The sequence below is a fragment of the Paenibacillus sp. G34 genome, assembly GCF_056856875.1.
Genome location: NZ_CM166469.1, coordinates 2,677,061 through 2,696,965 on the forward strand (window position 1 = coordinate 2,677,061; position 19,905 = coordinate 2,696,965).

At 43.9% G+C, this 19,905-nt stretch carries 26 protein-coding genes; 25 read left to right on the forward strand and 1 reads right to left on the reverse strand.

Annotated features, from left to right (window positions below; translation table 11 throughout):
* Positions 1 to 239 precede the first annotated feature (239 nt).
* The 21 genes from AC1VYS_RS12350 (at position 240) to AC1VYS_RS12450 (ending at position 16,348) form a co-directional block, all read left to right on the forward strand.
* Positions 240 to 1,115 carry a class I SAM-dependent methyltransferase gene (locus AC1VYS_RS12350; RefSeq protein WP_482914475.1) on the forward strand — a complete coding sequence of 292 codons (876 nt, stop codon included), beginning with the start codon at positions 240 to 242 and terminating at the stop codon, positions 1,113 to 1,115.
* Positions 1,116 to 1,159: 44 nt separating this feature from the next.
* The gene (locus AC1VYS_RS12355; RefSeq protein ID WP_482914476.1) at positions 1,160 to 2,143 is read left to right on the forward strand and encodes a phosphotransferase enzyme family protein; all 984 of its coding nucleotides are present in this window, start codon (positions 1,160 to 1,162) and stop codon (positions 2,141 to 2,143) included.
* A gap of 17 nt (positions 2,144 to 2,160) precedes the next feature.
* Entirely contained in the window at positions 2,161 to 2,517 is a 357-nt protein-coding gene (locus AC1VYS_RS12360) for an NIPSNAP family protein (protein ID WP_482914477.1), read from the forward strand.
* 28 nt (positions 2,518 to 2,545) lie between these two features.
* Complete coding sequence (locus tag AC1VYS_RS12365; RefSeq protein ID WP_482914478.1) at positions 2,546 to 3,037, forward strand: GNAT family N-acetyltransferase; 492 nt, start codon at positions 2,546 to 2,548, stop codon at positions 3,035 to 3,037.
* 6 nt (positions 3,038 to 3,043) lie between these two features.
* The gene (locus AC1VYS_RS12370; RefSeq protein ID WP_482914479.1) at positions 3,044 to 3,496 is read left to right on the forward strand and encodes a P-loop NTPase family protein; all 453 of its coding nucleotides are present in this window, start codon (positions 3,044 to 3,046) and stop codon (positions 3,494 to 3,496) included.
* 195 nt (positions 3,497 to 3,691) lie between these two features.
* Positions 3,692 to 4,276 carry a GNAT family N-acetyltransferase gene (locus AC1VYS_RS12375; RefSeq protein WP_482914480.1) on the forward strand — a complete coding sequence of 195 codons (585 nt, stop codon included), beginning with the start codon at positions 3,692 to 3,694 and terminating at the stop codon, positions 4,274 to 4,276.
* A complete protein-coding gene (locus AC1VYS_RS12380; protein ID WP_482914481.1) occupies positions 4,277 to 4,399 on the forward strand; it encodes a hypothetical protein in 123 nt (40 codons plus the stop codon).
* 159 nt (positions 4,400 to 4,558) lie between these two features.
* Complete coding sequence (locus AC1VYS_RS12385) at positions 4,559 to 5,194, forward strand: hypothetical protein (protein ID WP_482914482.1); 636 nt, start codon at positions 4,559 to 4,561, stop codon at positions 5,192 to 5,194.
* 10 nt (positions 5,195 to 5,204) lie between these two features.
* Positions 5,205 to 6,242 carry an alpha/beta fold hydrolase gene (locus tag AC1VYS_RS12390; RefSeq protein WP_482914483.1) on the forward strand — a complete coding sequence of 346 codons (1,038 nt, stop codon included), beginning with the start codon at positions 5,205 to 5,207 and terminating at the stop codon, positions 6,240 to 6,242.
* A 238-nt stretch (positions 6,243 to 6,480) separates the two neighbouring features.
* Positions 6,481 to 7,683 (forward strand): glycoside hydrolase family 5 protein, encoded by a 1,203-nt coding sequence (locus AC1VYS_RS12395; RefSeq protein ID WP_482914484.1) that lies wholly within the window; start codon positions 6,481 to 6,483, stop codon positions 7,681 to 7,683.
* 219 nt (positions 7,684 to 7,902) lie between these two features.
* Entirely contained in the window at positions 7,903 to 8,442 is a 540-nt protein-coding gene (locus tag AC1VYS_RS12400) for a GNAT family N-acetyltransferase (protein ID WP_482914485.1), read from the forward strand.
* A 234-nt stretch (positions 8,443 to 8,676) separates the two neighbouring features.
* Positions 8,677 to 8,952: a hypothetical protein gene (locus AC1VYS_RS12405; protein ID WP_482914486.1), complete on the forward strand. Its 276-nt coding sequence runs from the start codon at positions 8,677 to 8,679 to the stop codon at positions 8,950 to 8,952.
* A gap of 15 nt (positions 8,953 to 8,967) precedes the next feature.
* Positions 8,968 to 9,255: a hypothetical protein gene (locus AC1VYS_RS12410; RefSeq protein ID WP_482914487.1), complete on the forward strand. Its 288-nt coding sequence runs from the start codon at positions 8,968 to 8,970 to the stop codon at positions 9,253 to 9,255.
* 13 nt (positions 9,256 to 9,268) lie between these two features.
* Positions 9,269 to 10,114 (forward strand): phosphotransferase, encoded by an 846-nt coding sequence (locus AC1VYS_RS12415; RefSeq protein WP_482914488.1) that lies wholly within the window; start codon positions 9,269 to 9,271, stop codon positions 10,112 to 10,114.
* Between the two features lie 75 nt (positions 10,115 to 10,189).
* Positions 10,190 to 10,669, forward strand: a complete 480-nt coding sequence (locus tag AC1VYS_RS12420) for a GyrI-like domain-containing protein (protein WP_482914489.1) — start codon at positions 10,190 to 10,192, stop codon at positions 10,667 to 10,669.
* A gap of 86 nt (positions 10,670 to 10,755) precedes the next feature.
* A complete protein-coding gene (locus tag AC1VYS_RS12425; protein WP_482914490.1) occupies positions 10,756 to 11,304 on the forward strand; it encodes a glutathione peroxidase in 549 nt (182 codons plus the stop codon).
* Between the two features lie 83 nt (positions 11,305 to 11,387).
* Positions 11,388 to 12,230 carry an AraC family transcriptional regulator gene (locus tag AC1VYS_RS12430; RefSeq protein WP_482914975.1) on the forward strand — a complete coding sequence of 281 codons (843 nt, stop codon included), beginning with the start codon at positions 11,388 to 11,390 and terminating at the stop codon, positions 12,228 to 12,230.
* 301 nt (positions 12,231 to 12,531) lie between these two features.
* The gene (locus AC1VYS_RS12435) at positions 12,532 to 12,786 is read left to right on the forward strand and encodes a hypothetical protein (RefSeq protein WP_482914491.1); all 255 of its coding nucleotides are present in this window, start codon (positions 12,532 to 12,534) and stop codon (positions 12,784 to 12,786) included.
* Positions 12,787 to 12,877: 91 nt separating this feature from the next.
* Positions 12,878 to 13,477, forward strand: a complete 600-nt coding sequence (locus AC1VYS_RS12440; protein ID WP_090920855.1) for a nitroreductase family protein — start codon at positions 12,878 to 12,880, stop codon at positions 13,475 to 13,477.
* A gap of 175 nt (positions 13,478 to 13,652) precedes the next feature.
* The gene (locus AC1VYS_RS12445; RefSeq protein ID WP_482934517.1) at positions 13,653 to 15,242 is read left to right on the forward strand and encodes an S-layer homology domain-containing protein; all 1,590 of its coding nucleotides are present in this window, start codon (positions 13,653 to 13,655) and stop codon (positions 15,240 to 15,242) included.
* Positions 15,243 to 15,433: 191 nt separating this feature from the next.
* Complete coding sequence (locus AC1VYS_RS12450; protein ID WP_482914493.1) at positions 15,434 to 16,348, forward strand: NAD(P)/FAD-dependent oxidoreductase; 915 nt, start codon at positions 15,434 to 15,436, stop codon at positions 16,346 to 16,348.
* A 208-nt stretch (positions 16,349 to 16,556) separates the two neighbouring features.
* Here AC1VYS_RS12450 and AC1VYS_RS12455 read toward each other — a convergent pair whose 3' ends face one another.
* Positions 16,557 to 16,766, reverse strand: a complete 210-nt coding sequence (locus tag AC1VYS_RS12455) for a hypothetical protein (protein WP_482914494.1) — start codon at positions 16,764 to 16,766, stop codon at positions 16,557 to 16,559.
* A gap of 223 nt (positions 16,767 to 16,989) precedes the next feature.
* Between AC1VYS_RS12455 and AC1VYS_RS12460 the strand changes: the two genes are divergently transcribed.
* The 4 genes from AC1VYS_RS12460 (at position 16,990) to AC1VYS_RS12475 (ending at position 19,896) form a co-directional block, all read left to right on the forward strand.
* On the forward strand, positions 16,990 to 17,343 hold the full coding sequence (locus AC1VYS_RS12460) for a DUF3243 family protein (protein WP_482914495.1): 354 nt from the start codon (positions 16,990 to 16,992) through the stop codon (positions 17,341 to 17,343).
* Between the two features lie 352 nt (positions 17,344 to 17,695).
* Positions 17,696 to 18,262: a hypothetical protein gene (locus tag AC1VYS_RS12465; protein ID WP_482914496.1), complete on the forward strand. Its 567-nt coding sequence runs from the start codon at positions 17,696 to 17,698 to the stop codon at positions 18,260 to 18,262.
* Positions 18,263 to 18,422: 160 nt separating this feature from the next.
* On the forward strand, positions 18,423 to 19,280 hold the full coding sequence (gene cyoE, locus AC1VYS_RS12470) for a heme o synthase (protein WP_482914497.1): 858 nt from the start codon (positions 18,423 to 18,425) through the stop codon (positions 19,278 to 19,280).
* A gap of 133 nt (positions 19,281 to 19,413) precedes the next feature.
* Positions 19,414 to 19,896, forward strand: a complete 483-nt coding sequence (locus AC1VYS_RS12475) for a tetratricopeptide repeat protein (protein ID WP_482914498.1) — start codon at positions 19,414 to 19,416, stop codon at positions 19,894 to 19,896.
* The last annotated feature ends 9 nt before the right edge of the window (positions 19,897 to 19,905 follow it).

Below are 19,905 nucleotides of genomic sequence, written 5' to 3' on the forward strand. Positions count from 1 at the left end.
TATGAAAAGAGGCATACAATTTCAAACTCCTAATGATATGGTAGGTTTTTGGGAGAAACCCTGATATGAGAACGGCTATCTGTTTGGTGAGGAATTCTGGAGGTTAGGGATCAAATTAACCTGAATTTAGATAGACTATGACATATTTTAGGAGTAGAATGGGATATGCTGAATTGTCAATGAAGTTAGAAGAAGTCTTTTAAATATGTGAATGCGTTTACATAGAGGGGGCATATCTATTGGCTGAATATTATTGGGATAATCAAATAGAGTATCTTAGAAATACACGCTCGCTCTATTATAACGATGATTATCTCGAATTCCTGGTTCAACGCGTATGGAAGATTGAACAAGCCGTACATATGATAGATTTTGGATGTGGTTTTGGTTACATGGGGTTAAAGTTATTGCCGCTCTTGCCGGCTGGTTCAAGGTACACGGGTGTAGATCGAGGATTGGAACTGATCAAACACGCCAAAGAACTCTTTTCACATAGTGCTTATCAAGCCGACTTCATAGAGGGTGATATTGAAACCGTGCAGGTTGAGCGAGTCTACGACATTGCGATAAGTCATGCATTTTTATTACATATGTCAGAACCACGCGTGATATTGGAAAAGATGATCGGCAGTGTGTTGGCCGGAGGCAGGATTATTTGTTTCGAGCCACACTGGATTGCAAACATGGCGAGTTATGCATTGGATGGCACTGAGCAGTCCAGCATCATGAAGCTTGGCGTACTTCAGGAGTTGTATGAGCAGGCTGCTAGAGAGAGTGGCAAAGATGGAAATATAGGCATGAAGATTCCGACACTGCTCAGTCAGCTTGGTGTTACAGGCGTGGAATGCCGAGTAAGCGATCGTGTGAACTTTGTAGATCAACAGATGGATGAAGCGGATAAACAGACGTTGTATAACGCGTTAAAGGAAGAAGGGCTAGGGGCCGTCCCGGGTAACCGAGAAGAAGTCATTGCCCACCTCATTGGACGAGGATTAACTTCCGAGGAAGCGATCCATCAATATGAGGCAGAGGAGAGATTCGCCAAGGAATTCAATGAACATAAGTATATGACGTATGCTCCGAATATGAAAATTACGAGTGGAATTGTAGTGTGATGAATTCTAATTTACTTATGGCTAGGAAAGGAAGCTGAAATAAGATGGTGTCTACAGCAATACTTTCACAGGCTTCTCAATCCTTTGGCATCGTTCCTGAGTCACTGGTTTTGGTAAGTCAATCTACTAATGTGGTTTACAAATACAACCAGCAAGACAGAACATATTTTCTTCGGTTATCGGAGAAACCGGCAGCATATGAAACATCTATCCAGGCAGAAGTCCACTGGGTTCGCTATCTGGTGTCCAAGGGGGTTCGAGCATCACTACCCATTCTTACGGTAGAAGGCAATTTGACTGCTGTGTGCCGTGATCAGGATAAATGTTATGTTGCCGCGGTATTTGAAGGAGCGACTGGATATTTCTTTGATTATGACTGGAGTGTATGGGATACGGATTTATTTACTCGATGGGGAAGCGTCATGGGCAGTTTACACCATCTAACACAGAGCTATCAGCCCGAAGATCCGAAGTTCATTAGAGCCGACTGGACTCCGCTGGAACTGGAGAACCCACATCTCCACACAGGTGACTATGCCTTGCTCCTAGGGAAGCTTCGAGCAATGGAGCAACAACTGACGGATTTGCCCAGAGAGGCCGAAGGTTATGGCCTAATTCATTATGATTTCCATCCTTATAATTTTTTGATTGATCAGGGTGAGCTTAATGTCTTTGACTTTGATGATGCGATACGCGGCTGGTATGCTCTGGATATTGGGATCGCGGCTACACATGCGGTGTGGTGGGGGTCACATGATCCGAAGTGGGGAACGAAGGATGAGTTCGCGAAGACGTTTCTGACCGCTTTTCTGGAAGGGTATGTGCAACAACAGCCAATAAGTCAGGAATGGATCGCTCGGATTCCTTTATTCATGGAGTACCGAAATATAAGCTCATTCTTCTGGTGGTTAAAGGATTGGAATGGGGATGAGGGTAGCTTGTCTGATCATCAAAAAAACGCTATCTCAGCAGCTGTTGATCTGATCCAAAATGATCTTCCGTTTGAAGGGTGCCGCTTCAAATTATAGAGCCGGAGGCTATGTCCGTGATTTATCGCAGAAAAACGTATATTATTGCTTCTTCATTTGTAGATGAATTTAATGCACTGTTCAATGATATTTTGCTGCCTGCACAACTGAAATACGGAGCACGATTGATCGGGCGATGGCACACACAACTGGATGAAGCGACCAGTGAGATCTTTGCGATGTGGGAATACGATACGATGGAGCAGTATGAAGAGATTGAGCGCAAGATAAAAGCTGATCAAGAACATGTAAGGCGAGTACAGGAGCGTTATGATCAACTGGGAAGACATCGCTACGCCGAAGTGTTTAGGCGGGAGATACAGCAGCAATTTTTCACCTCCACCGTGAATAGGGATCGGACTATTTTAAATTAAGATGTTAAAGCGAGGATTGGTGTATAGGATGGAGACAGAAAGGCTTATATTTCGTGAATACACTAAGAATGATTTCGAACATTTATATATGATGACAAGTGAACCAAACGTGATGACATATATTCGCCACGGAAATCCATGGACGAAAGAAGAAACGATGCAGACACTAGATAAATTTATTCAATGGAACAAGGCAGGTAAAGGACTTTTACTTGCCTTTAACAAAGAAGATAAGCAGCTTGTTGGAACGTCTGGATTGATACCACAAGTGATTGATGGCACCGATGAGCTGGAAGTCGGTTATTGGGTACGAGAGCCCTATTGGAAACAAGGCTACGGGTATGAGCAAGCCAAAGCCTGGAAGGAGCACGGTTTGCAACAAGGGGAGAAACGTTTGATTTCCTTGATCCAGCACGGAAACACAGGCTCGATGCGGATCGCGGAAAAGAATGGCATGACCCATGAGAAGGATGTCGACATCCTAGGGAAACAAGTTGCCGTATTTTCAATCGAGGTGTAGTAGGTCTTGAAAATTCGCATTATTGGCGCTTGTGGAAGCGGTAAATCGACTTTAGCTAGAGAACTGTCGCGAAAATATAACATTGCCTTCTATGAAATGGATAATCTTAGTTCGGATGCCTGGATCATTGAAGGAGCACAGCTGAAACCATGGACTTCTCCATCTATTCTTAAAGCAGATTTGATTTTTGTGTTGCATCCCCATGTGTTGGTTCGAGATTATCGGATTATTAAAAGGTTTCTGCTATCTCGAATAGGGGTGCAGGAGTGTAATTACAAACAGGCTTTTCGCAATTTGTGCAAGATGATGGTGAAATGGAACCATCAATATGACGTTCAGGATATCATAGAGATGACGAGTAAACATGGCAAGGATGTAGTTGTCATTACGAATGAGAAGCAGGCTGTAGAAAAGATCAATTCTACTTATAAACTTGCAACAAAATGTTTTAAATGTTGAATAAGGAGATCACATGAGAACACAAATCATTCAGATTCATCCCGTTGAACGAGACAACCCTATTGCCCAGCACTTATATACAAGTATGTCATTCGTAAGCGAGAATCTGACCAATTCCGATGATGAGATTATTTACAGATTGAAAATAAGATGAATCACCATGTCAACATATGCTGTTTAAAGGGAGGTATTTTTATGGGAACAATCGATTACAGCCAGTATTACTGGCAAGATGACAAGGTGAGGCTGAGAGCCTTTGAAGAAGATGACTGGGAGAACTGTTATACAGAAGGCTTTGACACTCCTGCGCGCATCTTGCTTGAATGTGCTGTTGAACTTCCGCCAACGATCACTGGAGCTAAACGATTTATAGATCAAAATGTAGCATTTTCATCAACCAATGGTCGTATCATGTTTACAATCGAAAATCTTGAAGGGCATAACATCGGTGGCATTAATCTGAACAGCATTGATGAGCGGAACGGAACGTTCAGTATCGGTATTGTCATCGATCAACCTTATCGTGGTCAGGGATATGGGACAAGCGCGATGAATATTTTGCTTGGTTATGCTTTTTTGGAGCGAAGACTTCACAAGTTCAACGATTATGTGCTGGAAGGTAACGAAGGCTCGGCTAGAATGATGCAGAAACTAGGGTGTGTGCAAGAAGGGATTCGTCGTCAAGTTGTTTATATTCATGGGAAACATATGGATTTTATTATGTTCGGATTAACGAAGGATGAGTATCTCGCTAATCGAAATACAAATAATGGAGTTTGAATGAGTACCATTACATTGCAAAACATTACACTCGACAATCGGCGTGCCGTATTTAATCTGGAGGTCGCGGAGGGACAGCGGCGGTTCGTTGCCTACAATCTGTCTAGTGTGGCTTCCTGTTAAGTACTTTCCCAGAACGGAGGTCAGGGTACGACCTGCCATCCATCGCAGAAGGCAGTTACTGTATCCTGAGGCTGATGATTGACGAGCCATTCCAGGATCGGGGATACGGGCGCCAAGCGATGGAAAAGATTTTAGATTGGAAATAAAGGAGATTGACGAATGACTACCGTTGGTTTGTTAGGGACCATTCACAATGCAGAACTTAGGGAGCGTTACAACTGTTCGCTGTCTCTATACGAGCGGATCATTAACGAATTCAAACCAGATGTGATTTGTGGTGAAGTGCATCCGCTGAGCTGGCAGAAGTACTTGAATGATCCTCAGGACAAGGGGTACTGGGGAGAACCAGCCAGTGAATATTGGGAACTGATTTTTCCGTTATGCGAAGAACATCGCATTACTTTTGTTCCTATTGATTGGTTTGAACTCGATGTGTGGCATGACTTTGATCCATTTATCGGGTATGGAGCTGAAGAACGTAAAAAACTAGAGCAGCAGGATGATGCCTGGTTTATAAAGCAAATGGAAACCAGCTCGTATGGGAACATTCCGTTTAATTCGATTGAATTCGATCAAGTTACTAGAATGAAATATGAATGGTTAAGTAAGGTTAGCCCCAAGTCGGAAAATATGCGCTGGCAGGTTCGTAACCAAATTATGATACAGCGAGCGAAAAATGCGATGAAGGATCACGCAGGTAAAAGAATTCTCTGCATTGTCGGTGCGGATCACAATTACATATTTCAGGATGAGTTACAGAAAGAGGCTGTTCATTGGATTTATCCGTTAAAGTAAAGGAGGACGTATGCGGAAAAAGGTAGTTAAAGTTTGTAAATACACCATTTTCACCATCATAGCGATTATAGTACTTTTTCTCGTTTTTCCTACATGGACACCGAGTATCGAAGGGGAGAACAGTATAAACCGTCTAGAGCAAGTCGTCATTAACGGTGAAGGGCACGAAGTGATGATCAGGGGAGCGGATCGAGCCAATCCGGTATTGTTATTTGTTCATGGTGGGCCTGGGTACTCAGAGATTCCTTATGTAAGAAAATATCAGCGTGAGCTCGAGCGGCATTTTACAATTGTTCATTATGATCAGCGCGGTAGCGGAAAGTCGTTCCATTTTGCAGAGGATTATTCGAAGCTGACAACCGATGTACTTGCAGATGATTTAATCGCTCTGACAACGTATGTTACTGAGGAACTGCATCAAGAGCAGGTGATCCTGGTCGGGCATTCTTTTGGGACGTATATCGGCATCAAGGCAGTTGCAAAAGCTCCAGAACAGTTTAGAGCTTATATTGGAATTGGACAGGTGGCCGACACCATTCAGAGTGAAATGGAGACGCTGGATTATACGATAAAACAGGCAAACGCGTCAGGAAACAAAGCGGATGTGAAACACTTGGAGTTATTGCGTGATTCTGTACAGCAAGGGAAAGGACTGACTCCTCGAACGTTTGTGCAAAAGTATGGCGGTTCAGCCAGACTCATTAACGAGAACGCTGATTATGTTAAAGGATTTCTGATAAATCCCGAGTACAATGGATTGGATGTCATTCGATTTTATACCGGGGTTCTCCAATTGCAAGATCGGCTTGTGCGAGAATCATTGGATCACCCATTGCCTGAGATTACGGACGAGATCCAAGTTCCGACTTATTTCCTAATGGGGCAATATGATTATATGACGACCCTTAATGCGGCCAAGGTTTACTTGGAAACGTTAAAAGCACCAGAGAAAGAACTGGTTATATTTCATGAATCCGCGCATTATCCTCAGTTTGAAGAGAAGGGGAAATTCATGGCTTGGCTGATTGAACATTTCAATTTGGATTAGAAAGTGTAATAACCTGTCAAAATGGACAAGAAAATGAACTTTATTTACCATATTTGTGTTATTATGTTGGTGCGGACCGTTTTTTCGCATAATCTGTTCATAGAGAAGGGAGGAATATATTTTCTTATTTCTTCAATCTAATCAATGTAATCAATCAATCTCTTTCTTTAACCAGCCAGATGAATCACTAGAATAACTGCACTGCTTGTTCAAAAATAAAATAAGCGGAGGTATCGTTATGACGAAAACGTTTAAAAAATTTGGCATAGCCAGTTTGGCACTGCTTTTCATGGCCACAGCGGCGTTTGCGGGATGGGGCTCCAAAGCGTCGGCTGCTGACATGAGATCATTAACTGCCGCGCAGATTACTGCAGAGATGGGGGCAGGCTGGAATCTGGGTAATCAGTTGGAAGCTACCGTGAACGGTACGCCGAATGAAACGTCATGGGGCAATCCAACGATCACACCTGAGCTGATCAAAAAGGTAAAAGCGGCAGGTTTTAAAACAATTCGTATTCCGGTTTCTTATCTGAACTATATTGGAAGCGCTCCCAATTATACAGTGAATGCATCTTGGCTTAATCGTATACAGCAAGTGGTGGACTATGCGTATAACGAAGGTTTATATGTAGTCATCAATATGCATGGTGACGGGTTCCACTCGATTCCGGGCTCCTGGTTACATGTGAACAGTGGCAATCAGAACGTCATTCGTGAAAAGTACCAAAAGGTGTGGCAACAAGTTGCCAACAAGTTCAGCAATTATAATGAACGTCTTATTTTTGAATCGATGAATGAGGTATTCGACGGTAATTACAACAATCCGAATACGTCATATTATGGTAACTTGAACGCTTATAATCAGATCTTCGTCGATACCGTTCGCAAAACTGGTGGCAACAACAATGCAAGATGGTTGCTCGTACCAGGCTGGAACACAAACATTGACTATACTGTGGGTAATTACGGTTTTGTCGTTCCAAGTGATAATTTCAGATCTTCCGCCATTCCAAGCTCTCAGAAGCGAATCATGATCTCAGCACACTATTACTCGCCATGGGATTTTGCTGGTGAAGAGAACGGAAACATTACGCAATGGGGAGCTACCTCGACGAATCCTTCCAAAAGATCGACATGGGGGCAAGAGGATTACTTGGAATCTCAGTTCAAGTCCATGTACGATAAATTTGTGACTCAAGGTTATCCAGTCGTTATGGGTGAGTTCGGTTCCATTGACAAATCTTCTTATGATTCCAGCAATAGTACCTATCGAGCGGTTTATGCCAAAGCCGTGACTGCCAAGGCGAAAAAATATAAAATGGTTCCGGTTTATTGGGATAACGGGTTCAACGGCCAGCATGGATTCGCGCTGTTCAACCGGTTTAACAATACGGTAACACAACAAAATATCATTAATGCGATCATGCAAGGCATGCAATAATTGATATTGTCAGAAGCAAGAATCGAGCGGTATGTTTCTTATAACCAGGAACATGCCGTTTTAGTGTGTTTTTTCCGAAAAAATGGGTGCCGGTTCACTCGTATTTATTGATGAATTTTTACACAAGCCGTAAGCAGAATTCATTAAATGCCACACAATCATGGTTATACTTAATTTTGCTTTGATCTAGCGAACTTGAAGGATTGGGTGGTAGACAGAATGTTGAAGAAGCGTGAGCTGCATGAATGTCAATCTCTGCACAGCTTGATGATGGATCCCGCAGTTTCCCCTTATGTTCGTTATGCATGTCAGTCGCAAGAGGAATTTATGTTTTTGACGAGGCAGTTAATCGCTGAAGAAGAACAGGGAACGGCCATAACGCGTACGATTTTGAATGAGATTGGAACGGCAATCGGCACCATTGATTTGTATCACATTGTCAACCAGACTGGATTTCTGGCGACTTGGATCGGTGCACCGTACTTCGGGCTTGGATATAGCCAGCGAGCGAAGTCCGCTTTTTTGACGGAATTGTTTCTTGAACACGATATTCAGACGGTTTTTATGAAAATTCGCAAGCAAAATGTTCGCTCCCGCAAAGCGGTAGCAAAACTACCTTACGTTAAATATTCCAACGATCTTTACCCAGAGGTCACGCAAGCCATTAATGCAAAGCAATTAATATATGATCTGTACCATGTCGAACGTTCTGAATTTCTCGAAAGTCATATGCAGTTGCATCACATTTTAGCTACGTAAGACAACTCGGGAGTAGTAAAAGAGTATACCAGGCGCCGTCAGAAATGACGGTGCTATTTGATATACAGAGAAACACGACCTCATGAAACTAGGTATAGCTTCATTCGTAGAAGGATATGTGAAAACTCCGGGATGAAAAGCTGCTACATGGCTCGTTAAAAGTGTTATAGAAAGTTCCTTAATGGAAGAACATGGATTACAATGGAAGTGAGGTCTATTGAGGAGGTCGTTGTTTTGACAACAGAGGTATGGATTCCAATGGATGAGATTCAGGATCAGGAGCCGATCTGGGCAGGTACCAAAATTCGATTATATCAAGAACAGCCTCTGGAATACTTGGTCTCATTCATATATGGGAATTCGAATGAGCTTCAACTAACCTGCCTAACCCATGGCGAGGCAGGTAATATCGGAGGTGTCATTGCTAAAGACCTGCCCAACCACTATGCACTGGCTCAAACGCTAAAGACCTTTTTGACCGGAGTGTACAGTGAGATTTGTTTTGAATAAGAAGGGGGTTATATTTTGAATCAGATGAACAAGATTCTGGGTGTCGTGTTAATGGTTGCGAGTGTGTTCATATCCACACTTGAACGAATGTCTATCCGATTATCAGCAGCATTGGTTGAGTCGGGAAGCGGATCGGAGCAAGGTTTGCGAGAAGTTACGCAGAAGGTAGATGTACCCACAGGACTACTCGTATATTTCATGTTTTTTGTTGGATTTGTATTGCTGGTTGCCGGTTTCCCGGGAACGTACAAACATAAAAACAAAAATAAATATCAATACGAGCGGCCAGAGAATTATCAATAGAGGAGGATTCAAGTTGACTGAACTACCGGAGGAGAAGTTGACAGGTGGTAACGTGAATGACGTTGTGCGCGTTGGAGATACGGTTCGCCGGGGAAGCAACTCGAATCGTTATGTACATGAGCTGCTGTTGCATCTGGAAAAAGAGGGCTTCCATCAGGCGCCGAAGTATCTGGGCATGGATGAGAAGGGCAGGGAAATACTCTCTTACCTTGACGGAGATGTCCCTGGTAATGATTATCCGGAGATCGAAAGTTATATGTGGTCAGACGAATCTCTGATTGCCGTTGCCCATTTATTAAAAGCCTATCACGATGCAACCGTAAATTTCACCACGGTGGAACAGCCTGATAACCTTTATCCAGGTATAGGTAGAGATGAACGCTCACATGAATCAGTAAATACAAATTCAGAGAAAGCCGAAGTCGTCTGCCATAACGATTTTGCTTTATACAATATCGTTTTCAGGCATGGTTTGCCGCAGGGGATTATTGATTTTGATATGGCTTGCCCTGGGCCACGGCTGTGGGATATCGCCTACACTTTATACACTTGCGTACCCCTAGCGAATTTTTCGCCTAAACTTGAAGGCCAAGGAAAATCAGTTGCTTCATACGATAGAGAAACGCACGCAAATGTTCGAAAGAAACGCATTGAGATGTTTATGAAAGCTTACGGGTTAGATGTTCCACATGATCTGAAACATTGGGTCGTGTCACGTATTCGCTTTATGTGCAAAACATTAGAGGATCGTGCCGCAGCAGGAGACATAGCCTTTGTGAAGATGGTTGAAGAAGGTCATCTGGCTCACTATGAGAGAGAAGTGATTTTTCTGGAGCAACATTGGCAAGAGTGGACATAGTTTTGTCGTATCTTTTTCGGGCAAATGCAACGTTAATACGGTTTGTATTCTATTGGTTCATTGGGGGAGAAGAAGATGGAAACGAAGATCGTTACATTGGATGCATTTTACGTTGCAGGTTATCGCATTGAAGCTACGGTGGAAGAGTTTGAGGCAGGATTACGACAGAATCTTTATGATAAGTTAATAAAGAACAAAGACGAGATCAAGCATCGGAAAAATGATCAGGTTCTCTTGATGCAATTTTATCCGTCCCATGAGGACTTTAATGCCAAAGTGCATCCATTCACACATGTATTGTGCTATGAAGTAAACGAGCCGGAGGGTGCGGCGCCTGAAATGATTATTCATCATGTGCCAGCTCGCTCATACGTTACATGTACGCACAGAGGACCAGAATCCGACATAGGTGATACATATGACTACATCTATAGACAGTGGTTAGATGATGCTGGACACTTACCTGAGTGTTATGATTTCGAAATCTGGGACAAACGTTACCAGCCGGAAAGTGTCGATAATGAGATCGATGTTTATGTGGCTTTGCAATCCTAGTATTCGTGAGGCCTCACTTCGTATATAATTGAAAGTGACTCTACAAAACATTTAACTACATACTATTGCGAGGTGCACTTCGACTTATGCCAACGATCTATGATTTCACTGTGACCAGAACGAGTGGAGAGCGTTTTCCGCTTTTTCAATATGAAGGAAAGCCCGTACTGATTGTGAACACTGCAAGCAAGTGCAAATATACCCATCAATTCGACGATATTCAGAAGTTGTATGATGAGTACAAGGATCAGGGTTTGCAAGTTATTGGCTTCCCATGCAATCAGTTTGCGGAGCAGGAGCCGGGTAGCAGTGCAGAGGCAGAGTCTTTCTGTCAGATCAACTACGGGGTGAAATTCCCGATGTTTGCGAAGATGGATGTGAATGGAGAGGCAGCGCATCCGCTGTACGACTTTTTGAAAAAGTCAGGTCCGTTTGCGGGCTTTGATGAGAACGACATTCAGGCGAAACTGCTCAAGCTGATGGTGGCAGACAAAGCACCAGAGTGGCTGCACGGCGATGCAATCAAATGGAATTTCACGAAATTCCTGATTGATGCAGAAGGTCAAGTCGTTCGGCGCTTTGAGCCAGTTGATTCCATGGATGAGATTAAAGCGAGTATCCGAGAGCTGTTATAAATTCAGCTCAGCATCGGAGAGGCAACCAAGTATAAAGTGGAATCCCGCTTTCTTTTTGTACAGGAGGTAATGACGTGCCTAGCATGATGCAGTTTAATGCTCCACTGGCGTATACCTACAGAGCTACGAGTCAGTTTGACCCAGGCAATTCGGACGGATTCCATTCGCATCCGCACTATGAAATATATTATTTTCATGATGGGGAATGCACCTATATTATCGGGGATCGTGTGTACAAACTGGAACCGGGGGATCTGGTGTTAATGCATGGGCTGACACTGCACCGGCCGCATCCCCAAGTCGGCAAACCTTATGTTCGGACTACGCTTCATTTTGATCCTTCTGCCATTCGCGAAAGTTTGCACCCGGAGCGTATCCATGAAGTGCTGAAGCCGTTCGATGAACTGGGTAATTGCCGGGTCAATCTCACGGGTGAGATCCGCACCGAGTTTGAAGGATTGCTCTATGATCTGCATCAGTTATCCTCTCACTCGTCCAGATTCAGGCAGGAGCGTATGAATATCCGGGTATGTGATCTGTTATATTGTGTGGCAGAGATCTGTCAGGGGCATGTACAGGAACAGCGCTCTTCATCGGAAAAAGAAAGACATGTCCAGCATATCATCCGCTATGTAGATACTCATTATATGCATGACATCAGTCTGGACGATCTTGCTCAGGAGTTACATCTGTCCAAACCGTATTTGGCAGGTATGTTCAAAGAGATGACGGGTCTGACCGTATTTAAGTATCTATATGACAGACGTATTAATCAGGCAAAACTGCTGTTTCAGTTTCAGCCCGAGATGAGTGTGACGGAGGCCAGTCGATTGTCCGGCTTTAAGCGTCTGTCTCATTTCAGCCGTATTTTTAAACAAAGTGTGGGCTGCTCGCCGGATCTGTATCGAAGTCAGTTGCATCGGTAACTCTGAGGCCGAGAAAGAAGTTGAACGAAGCTTATCGCTTAGTAGTTTTAACCTAGAATAAGAGGATGTCATCCTGAAGTCGACCAGCGGATTTATATGGTCGGCTTTTTTCGTTTTAGTTTAGAACAAACAAATAATAGCGATCAGGATTCAGGACCCTTCACGCAACGACAGATGTTTAGACTTTCAGTGGAACAGGTAAAGAAAGGTAAGACAGACACCAATGATCGAGACAACAACTGTCATACTAACCATAAGCATCTTAAATAACGAGGATTGTTATTACAGGAGGCGAACAGGTATGGAAAAGCAAACACCGGATCAGCAACAGAAAAATGAAAAACAAGATCAGATGCATGATCATCCGGAGCAATATGAAACAGGACACGAAAGCATGCTGGATCAGTATGAGCAAGAACAAACCGTGGACCCGATTCCGATGCAAGATCTGAATATGGAAGCAAAGGAAGAGAAAAATAAGGATCAAACCAAAAGTAATTCGTCTACAGAAGAGAAGTACCGGGCAGACTATCGCAAGAGAGATGAAAATTTGTGAAAATAAAATAGTTTATTGACTAATGTATGTTACTATATTATAGTTACCTTGTTAGCAATGAACAAACAAATGACTTAGGAGGCGTATATGAATGTCTACTTTTTTTGATGCGTTGAAGAACAGAAGATCTTATTATGGAATCAGCAAGGAATCCACAATTTCGGATGCGAAAATTCAGGAAATCGTCGAAGAAGCGGTAAAGTATACCCCAACAGCATTTAACTCACAGACATCACGAGCAGTTGTATTGCTTGGTGAACAGCATGATAAACTATGGAATCACACGGAAGAGATTTTGCGTGAAGTTGTGGGTAACGAAGAAGCTTTCCAATCCACAGCGGAGAAAATGGCAGGTTTCCGTAGCGGCTACGGTACCGTTCTTTTTTTCGAGGACAATAATGTTGTAGCACAGCTTCAACAAAACTTTGCTGCGTACGCAGACAACTTCCCGATCTGGTCTAACCAATCGAACGGTATGTTGCAACTGGTTATCTGGACTGCACTGGAGCAAGAAGGACTGGGAGCATCCTTGCAACACTACAATCCACTAATTGATGAAAAAGTGAAGCAAGAATGGAATATTCCAGAGCACTGGAGACTGATCGCTCAGATGCCGTTTGGTAAACCAACCGCAACCCCAGGCGAGAAAGAGTTCCAACCGATCGAAGAACGCGTTAAAGTACACAAGTAAGGAAGAGTGTGTCAAAGTACACAAGTAATTACTAACATTACCAATATTTAACCACATACGGCCTCGCTTCAATTTGATACGATAATGAAGATCGTAATCCATTGAAGTGAGGCCTTTTATTGTGAAAATAGTAAATGATAATAGAGCTATACAAGTTTTTCATCCCATATGGAAGATGGTGTTATGCGGTGCCATTTTAATCGGTTCAGTGGCTGGCAGCGGAAGCACTGTGCACGCAGCGGGGAGTCAGCAACCTACCTTTCAGGATACAAGTACAAGCTATGCAAGAGAAGCCATTACGCGATTGGTACAGAAAGGGATTGTGGCAGGAACAACGGAGCACACGTTTGAACCGAAAAAAGCGGTCACACGAGCTGAATTTGCATCGTTTGCGGTGCGCTTGCTCGGACTAAAGCCCGTTTCAAACAACATTAAACCATTTGCGGATCTTTCTACAAGTGCCTGGTATTACGGTAATGTGGCCGCGATGACTAATCTATCCATTCTTGAGGGCAAGGGTCAGAGTCAGTTTCAACCGAATGCATCCATCACACGGGAAGAGGCAGCTGCGCTGCTCGTTCGTATGCTCAAACAGCGTCCTGTGGCCAACGATCTTACATCTAATACATACTGGGACGCAACGGACATCTCAAGCTGGGCTCGTCCGTATGTACAGAAGGCACATCAGCTTGGATTGATGCGCGGAAGCAACGGCATGTTCCGGCCAGCTGACCAAGTTACACGGGAAGAGGCTGCGGTGATGCTGGATTCGATCTTGCAAAACTACACATGGGCCACGCAAATTCAGCGGAAGCAGGATCATGGGATTCAACTTGGATGGCAGTACAATTCATCGACAGCAGAATTTATAAGACAAGTCGAGCAGTCGCCTGTGAACACGGTCGTTCCGCGTTGGTTTTTCCTGAACCAAGATATGAACGTTTCGGATCACGCCAATGCCACATTGCTCTCTTGGGCATCTGCTACGGGCAGAGCGCTATGGCCGATGCTGGGTAACCGTTCCAATAAAGAGATGACACATCAGATGTTGTCCAGCTCGGCGAACCGGAAAGTGGTTGTCAGTCAAGTAAGTGCTTATGTGAAAAAATATAAACTTGGCGGTATTAATGTGGATTTTGAAAATGTAGACTCTGTCGATCGCGAAGGCTTTACTGCGTTTGTGACTTCGTTAACTCGATCTCTGCACGCTCTAGGTGCTGTCGTATCCGTAGACGTATCTCCCAATTTGGGTTCGGATTGGACGGCAGCCTTTGACTACGTTAAGTTGGGGGCGATCTCAGACTACATGGTGCTCATGAGTTATGAGGAGCATTGGAATGGCGATCCCAAGCCAGGTTCTGTAGCTTCGCTTCCGTGGGTGGAAAGAGCGCTGGCCAAGATGCTGTCCGAGGTAGAGGGTGCCAAGACGATTCTCGCGCTTCCGTTATATACGCGGGATTGGTCCACCGTGAATCCAGTAGGTGCTTCAAGGGACATTACGCTGGGAGAACAAGGGGTTCGGGCAGCGGCATCAGGATCTCTAAGACACTGGGATTCACGTTTGAATCAGTATATTATCAACTATATGTCGAGTTCTGTGGCAAGAGAGATTTGGGCGGAAGAAAGTCGCTCTTTGTCAGCCAAAGTGCTGATGAGCGGTCAACAAAACATTGCAGGGCTGGCCTACTGGTATATGGGCGGAGAAACTGCGGATGTGTGGGATGCCATTACCAATGCCATGCGCTTCGAATCGTATCGGTTCTAAACACTTGAAGACCTAAACCTGTCGTTTAATGAAAACGAAGGTTTGGGTCTTTTATTTTTGGTTTAAGCTATGGAATAAGTCAGGCCGTTTAAGCCTCTTTGTGCGGTTTAATGTATAGAAGGACAGGTATTGTCCTGTAAGTATACCACGCGAAAAAGAGAAGTTATTGGACATACAGGAGGAGAATACACATGCGAGAGTTTGATTGCATCATTGTGGGCGGAGGGATCGCAGGGCTTCAGGCAGCCATCCAGCTAGGACGATATTTGTCGCATCGAGTACTGGTTGTGGATGCTGGAGAGGGCAGGTCAACGCTGTGCCGAACGTATCATAACATCCTCGGTTACCCAGATGGGGTGTCCGGTAAAGAGCTGCGAGCACTTGGCAGGATGCAGGCTGAGCAAACGGGTGTTTTTTTTGAAAAAGATCGAATTATAGAAGCCATGCGTGTGCATGAAGAAAAGATCAGGCTTAAGGGCTCCTCTGGAACCGTTTATGAGACCAAAACCGTGCTTCTGGCAACCGGCTTGTCGGATCGAATACCGGACATTCCGGGTCTGAAACCTACACTTGGCAGAACTGTGTATGTATGCCCTGATTGTGATGGGTATGAAATTCAGGGGAAACGTACCATTCTGTTGGGCGCTGGTGAAGCCGGGGCTAATATGGCGATGACTTTAATCGAACGTACGGACGATCTCTTATATATTAATCATGAACAGACTGCGATCTCCGCAGAGCTTCATCGCCAAATGAAGCAAGCAGGAGTCCGTTATCTCGAAGCAGCGGTACAGGAAGTACAGCAGATGGAAGACGGTCATATTACAGGCGTATTAACAGAGGATGGGCAGATTTTCGAATCGGATCGTGGATTTATCGCGTTTGGTGGTAACCGGGTGCACTATGAGCTGGCTGAACAGCTGGGGGCTGTCATCGCGGATAATAAACATGTGGAGGCTAATCCTCGCAGCATGCAGGCGGCACCTCAGGTGTGGATTGCCGGGGATCTTGGTCTTCATGCCGAGCAGGCCACCGTTGCGATGGGTGAAGGTGCTATAGCGGCGATCTGGATTCATAAAGCGTTGCAGACGCTGGTTAAAGGTTAAGTGGCAAGGTTTAAAAAAAAAATAACAAAACAAGTCTTCCTACGCCAAATCGGCACAAAGGAAGACTTGTTTTTGTTGCGATTCTTTTCAAAATAGCTAGACTACGTCTTGATTGGCTTCTCTCAACGTTTTCAAGCACACCTTATAAAGACTGGAGTTAGAAGTTAGAATATAGAGATTGCTCCCGAGATCATTTGGGTGTGAATGTTTATTTACTTGGTTTATCCGCTGTATTGTTATCCGAGGATGGATCATGTTTTTTATGGGTAAAATCTTTACGAATGTTATCTACAATATCTCCAACGACACCTTCAATCATATCCGTTGGACCCGGATTTCTTTTGTCCGGTTCAATTACGGTATTCACGCCTGGTTTAAGTTCGTCGTTCGTTTTATCATGTTTAGGCTTGTTATTCATGATATTTCCTCCTTCAAATCCGTAGTCGTCGATGTTTACTAACATAACCATACACCGACATGTATATGTAAAACGATTAACCCAACTACCATTTTTGAAACGTATGATTAAACTTGAGCAGAACGTTTATATTATATATGACCCTTGCTTGTGAAGCTTATTACAGGCTCAACATAAGCCAAAGAATAAGATACATTCAATTAAACTGAAGGAGGTAATAAGTATGAATGAACAAAATCATGTGATCCATAAAGACGGACAGGTATCCACAGATCAGGTAGACAACGCAATCGAAAAGATTGCACCGGAGGAAAGAGATCAGATTTTACAAAATTTTGATGCATTCAAAGAATACCTCGCCAAACGGATTGCTATGGGTGAATCCATCGGTTTAAGTGAAGAGCAGATGGCCAAGATTGCACAAAAAGTCGCGGATCATCTGGCGGCAAACGAAGAACCTCGTAACCGGGAAGAGAAACTCCTGCAGGAACTTTGGAATGTAGGTAAAGAAGAAGAGCGTCATATGCTTGCTCACATGCTGGTTCGTTTGGCGCAAGACACCAGAACGAGTCATTAAAAGAGTTTAGGCATAAACAGCCTGTACAAGCATAGATTAATATAGATGCAGCAGAAACCCCGAATGCAGCTGATTTGGGGTTTCTCTATGTCATGTGCTGGACAAGCCTAGGAGTGATGACGTGAATTGTAACTATTTTTAATCTGGCTGATACTTTTCAGAAAGTGGTATGTCGTATGATGATTACAACGTAAACGAACCGTAAATGTATGACTTGTCCGTTTGAGAAGCAAAACTTTCGTTTAATAATTGGAAGAGCATCGTTTAAGGTTGATTAAATAAGTTGAACTATTCTTTCACATGTTAACGGAGTGTGCTGTGTAAAGATATAGTGAAATAAGGAGAGATGGGCATGAAGAACGCGGCGAAAAAATGGAGATTTCAGATCATTGGTGCAGCAGTGGCTTTACTTGGCATCATCGTGCTGACTACATATTTGCTTACCCCTGCGAATGCGGAGGAGCGTACCAATGTTCAGTCACCTTCTGCTAATAAGGCTCAGTTGGCCAATTCCGAAGTATACACAGCATATATTGACGGAATGCGTGTGGAAGACGGCAAATTAATGCTGACTGTAGATAAAATCGGCTGGTATCAGGGCGAGGAAGCCAATACAATATTCAAACAACGTAATCCGGATGCGGGTATAGACGAAGCACCTGACGGTTACTATATTGTTAATGATAATAAAGAGCATGAGCAGGTTGAAGTCAAAGCTGACGCCAACGTTCTTATGCAGCTGTATGATCGGGATGGAACGGTTCAAGGTGCAGAGATCCAGTGGAATGAGCCGATAAGTTTGTCCAAGTTTGAGTCACTTTACGGGGATAAACGAATTATGGATATGTCTGTGTTCCCTTACCATCTCACGATTCAAGATGGCAAAGTGATTAAAATTGTACAGCAGTACATTCCTTAAAAAGAGATTACACAAATAATTACAAAAAAGCATTCTTTCCGCTCGAACAGCGGAGGAGGATGCTTTTTGTTATGACAAATGCATGAAAGCGATTGTAATTCATTGATGGGACATGTATCATTATAGGAATGGCGTTTTCACATCATTCAGGAGGCTTCTGATGCTTAAAGACATGATTGCTTTAACCAAGCCCGGACTGTTAAGGCTGAATGTATTTGCGGTTGCCGTCGGTTTCTGGGTTGCTTCAAAATGGGATATCGCTTGGTTATCTCTACTTATGGTCGTTATTGGTTCAACGCTTGTGATTGCTTCGGCTTGTGTCATTAACAACTATTGGGATCGTGAACTGGATCAAAAGATGGAACGAACGAAAAAAAGAATGGATTACATTAATCATCTGAAGCCTGGATTTGTTCTTGGTTACGGTTTGGTCCTCGGAGTCGCTGGTTTAGCTGTATTGTTTCTACTGGTGAATCCGCTATCCGGCTGGATGGCTTTGCTTGGCTGGTTTGCGTATATCGTGATCTACACGATGTGGTTAAAGCGCACTTCGACGTGGAGCACGTCATTGGGTGGAATTGCAGGGGCGATGCCTCCAGTGATTGGTTATACCGCAGTAACCAATGAGATTGATGCAGGAGCCTGGTTGTTGTTTGCACTGTTATTCCTGTGGCAACCTCCACATTTCTGGTCGCTGGGTATTCGCCGCGTGGAAGAGTATCGTGCTGCCGGGTTCCCGTTGTTACCGGTGGTCAAAGGAGTAATACGCACGAAGTGGCAGATGATTCCTTACGTTTTTCTGCTGATTCCTGCCGTATTCCTGCTGTATTATTTTGATTACGTTGGTCTGGTATTTCTGATCATATCTCTGATTAGTAGCATCATCTGGTTTATACATACGCTTAGCGGGTTGAAAACACAGGATGATGAGAAGTGGGCCAAGATTAACTTTTTGATCTCGGTTAATTATCTCATGCTCATATTTATTGTGATGGTTGCGAACACAACGTGGTCTTAGTTCGGAATCGAATGAAGGGCACTGAACGCACTGCAGAAAGCACATTTTGAATGGGAAAAGGCGGACAACGCTAGTTGTTCCTGTCTTTCAAAATGTGCTTTTTGTTATTAATTTTATTGGATGTGACAACTACATGAATGATTTGCAGCAAGCTATACGGTTGCGGCAGGAGGGCAAAGCACAGGAGGCCATTGAGCTCTTGCACCAAATTACGGAGCTGGAGCCCCAACATGGAGAAGGCTGGTATCAACTCGCATGGGCACATGATTCACTTGGTCTGGAAAGCGAGGCTGTACCTTATTATGAAAAAGCATTGCAACTGAAACTGTCGTCAGAAGATCGGGCTGGGGCTATTCTTGGTCTCGGAAGCACTTATCGTACGCTCGGACAATACGAGCAGGCCAGAAGATGGCTGCTTACCGGGATGTCGGAATTTCCAGAGCACCGGGAGTTTGAAGTGTTCTATGCTATGGTGCTTTACAATCTTGGAGCGCACGCAGAAGCGATGCAGCGGCTACTCGTTCAACTCGCGGAAACTTCTGGAGATCAGCGGATAACGGACTATAGCCGGGCGATACGCTACTACGCGGATCAGCTTGATCGGGTCTGGGAATAAGTTAGAAGC

What these genes read in the sequence shown, in the direction of transcription:
- AC1VYS_RS12355 (WP_482914476.1), top strand. Translation starts at nt 1,160, where the DNA reads ATGGTGTCTACAGCAATACTTTCACAGGCTTCTCAATCCTTTGGCATC.
- AC1VYS_RS12375 (WP_482914480.1), top strand. Translation starts at nt 3,692, where the DNA reads ATGGGAACAATCGATTACAGCCAGTATTACTGGCAAGATGACAAGGTG.
- AC1VYS_RS12390 (WP_482914483.1), top strand. Translation starts at nt 5,205, where the DNA reads ATGCGGAAAAAGGTAGTTAAAGTTTGTAAATACACCATTTTCACCATC.
- AC1VYS_RS12425 (WP_482914490.1), top strand. Translation starts at nt 10,756, where the DNA reads ATGCCAACGATCTATGATTTCACTGTGACCAGAACGAGTGGAGAGCGT.
- AC1VYS_RS12395 (WP_482914484.1), top strand. Translation starts at nt 6,481, where the DNA reads ATGACGAAAACGTTTAAAAAATTTGGCATAGCCAGTTTGGCACTGCTT.
- AC1VYS_RS12430 (WP_482914975.1), top strand. Translation starts at nt 11,388, where the DNA reads ATGATGCAGTTTAATGCTCCACTGGCGTATACCTACAGAGCTACGAGT.
- AC1VYS_RS12385 (WP_482914482.1), top strand. Translation starts at nt 4,559, where the DNA reads ATGACTACCGTTGGTTTGTTAGGGACCATTCACAATGCAGAACTTAGG.
- AC1VYS_RS12465 (WP_482914496.1), top strand. Translation starts at nt 17,696, where the DNA reads ATGAAGAACGCGGCGAAAAAATGGAGATTTCAGATCATTGGTGCAGCA.
- cyoE (WP_482914497.1), top strand. Translation starts at nt 18,423, where the DNA reads ATGCTTAAAGACATGATTGCTTTAACCAAGCCCGGACTGTTAAGGCTG.
- AC1VYS_RS12435 (WP_482914491.1), top strand. Translation starts at nt 12,532, where the DNA reads ATGGAAAAGCAAACACCGGATCAGCAACAGAAAAATGAAAAACAAGAT.
- AC1VYS_RS12460 (WP_482914495.1), top strand. Translation starts at nt 16,990, where the DNA reads ATGAATGAACAAAATCATGTGATCCATAAAGACGGACAGGTATCCACA.
- AC1VYS_RS12440 (WP_090920855.1), top strand. Translation starts at nt 12,878, where the DNA reads ATGTCTACTTTTTTTGATGCGTTGAAGAACAGAAGATCTTATTATGGA.
- AC1VYS_RS12450 (WP_482914493.1), top strand. Translation starts at nt 15,434, where the DNA reads ATGCGAGAGTTTGATTGCATCATTGTGGGCGGAGGGATCGCAGGGCTT.
- AC1VYS_RS12475 (WP_482914498.1), top strand. Translation starts at nt 19,414, where the DNA reads ATGAATGATTTGCAGCAAGCTATACGGTTGCGGCAGGAGGGCAAAGCA.
- AC1VYS_RS12445 (WP_482934517.1), top strand. Translation starts at nt 13,653, where the DNA reads ATGGTGTTATGCGGTGCCATTTTAATCGGTTCAGTGGCTGGCAGCGGA.
- AC1VYS_RS12400 (WP_482914485.1), top strand. Translation starts at nt 7,903, where the DNA reads ATGTTGAAGAAGCGTGAGCTGCATGAATGTCAATCTCTGCACAGCTTG.
- AC1VYS_RS12365 (WP_482914478.1), top strand. Translation starts at nt 2,546, where the DNA reads ATGGAGACAGAAAGGCTTATATTTCGTGAATACACTAAGAATGATTTC.
- AC1VYS_RS12455 (WP_482914494.1), bottom strand. Translation starts at nt 16,766, where the DNA reads ATGAATAACAAGCCTAAACATGATAAAACGAACGACGAACTTAAACCA.
- AC1VYS_RS12420 (WP_482914489.1), top strand. Translation starts at nt 10,190, where the DNA reads ATGGAAACGAAGATCGTTACATTGGATGCATTTTACGTTGCAGGTTAT.
- AC1VYS_RS12380 (WP_482914481.1), top strand. Translation starts at nt 4,277, where the DNA reads ATGAGTACCATTACATTGCAAAACATTACACTCGACAATCGGCGTGCC.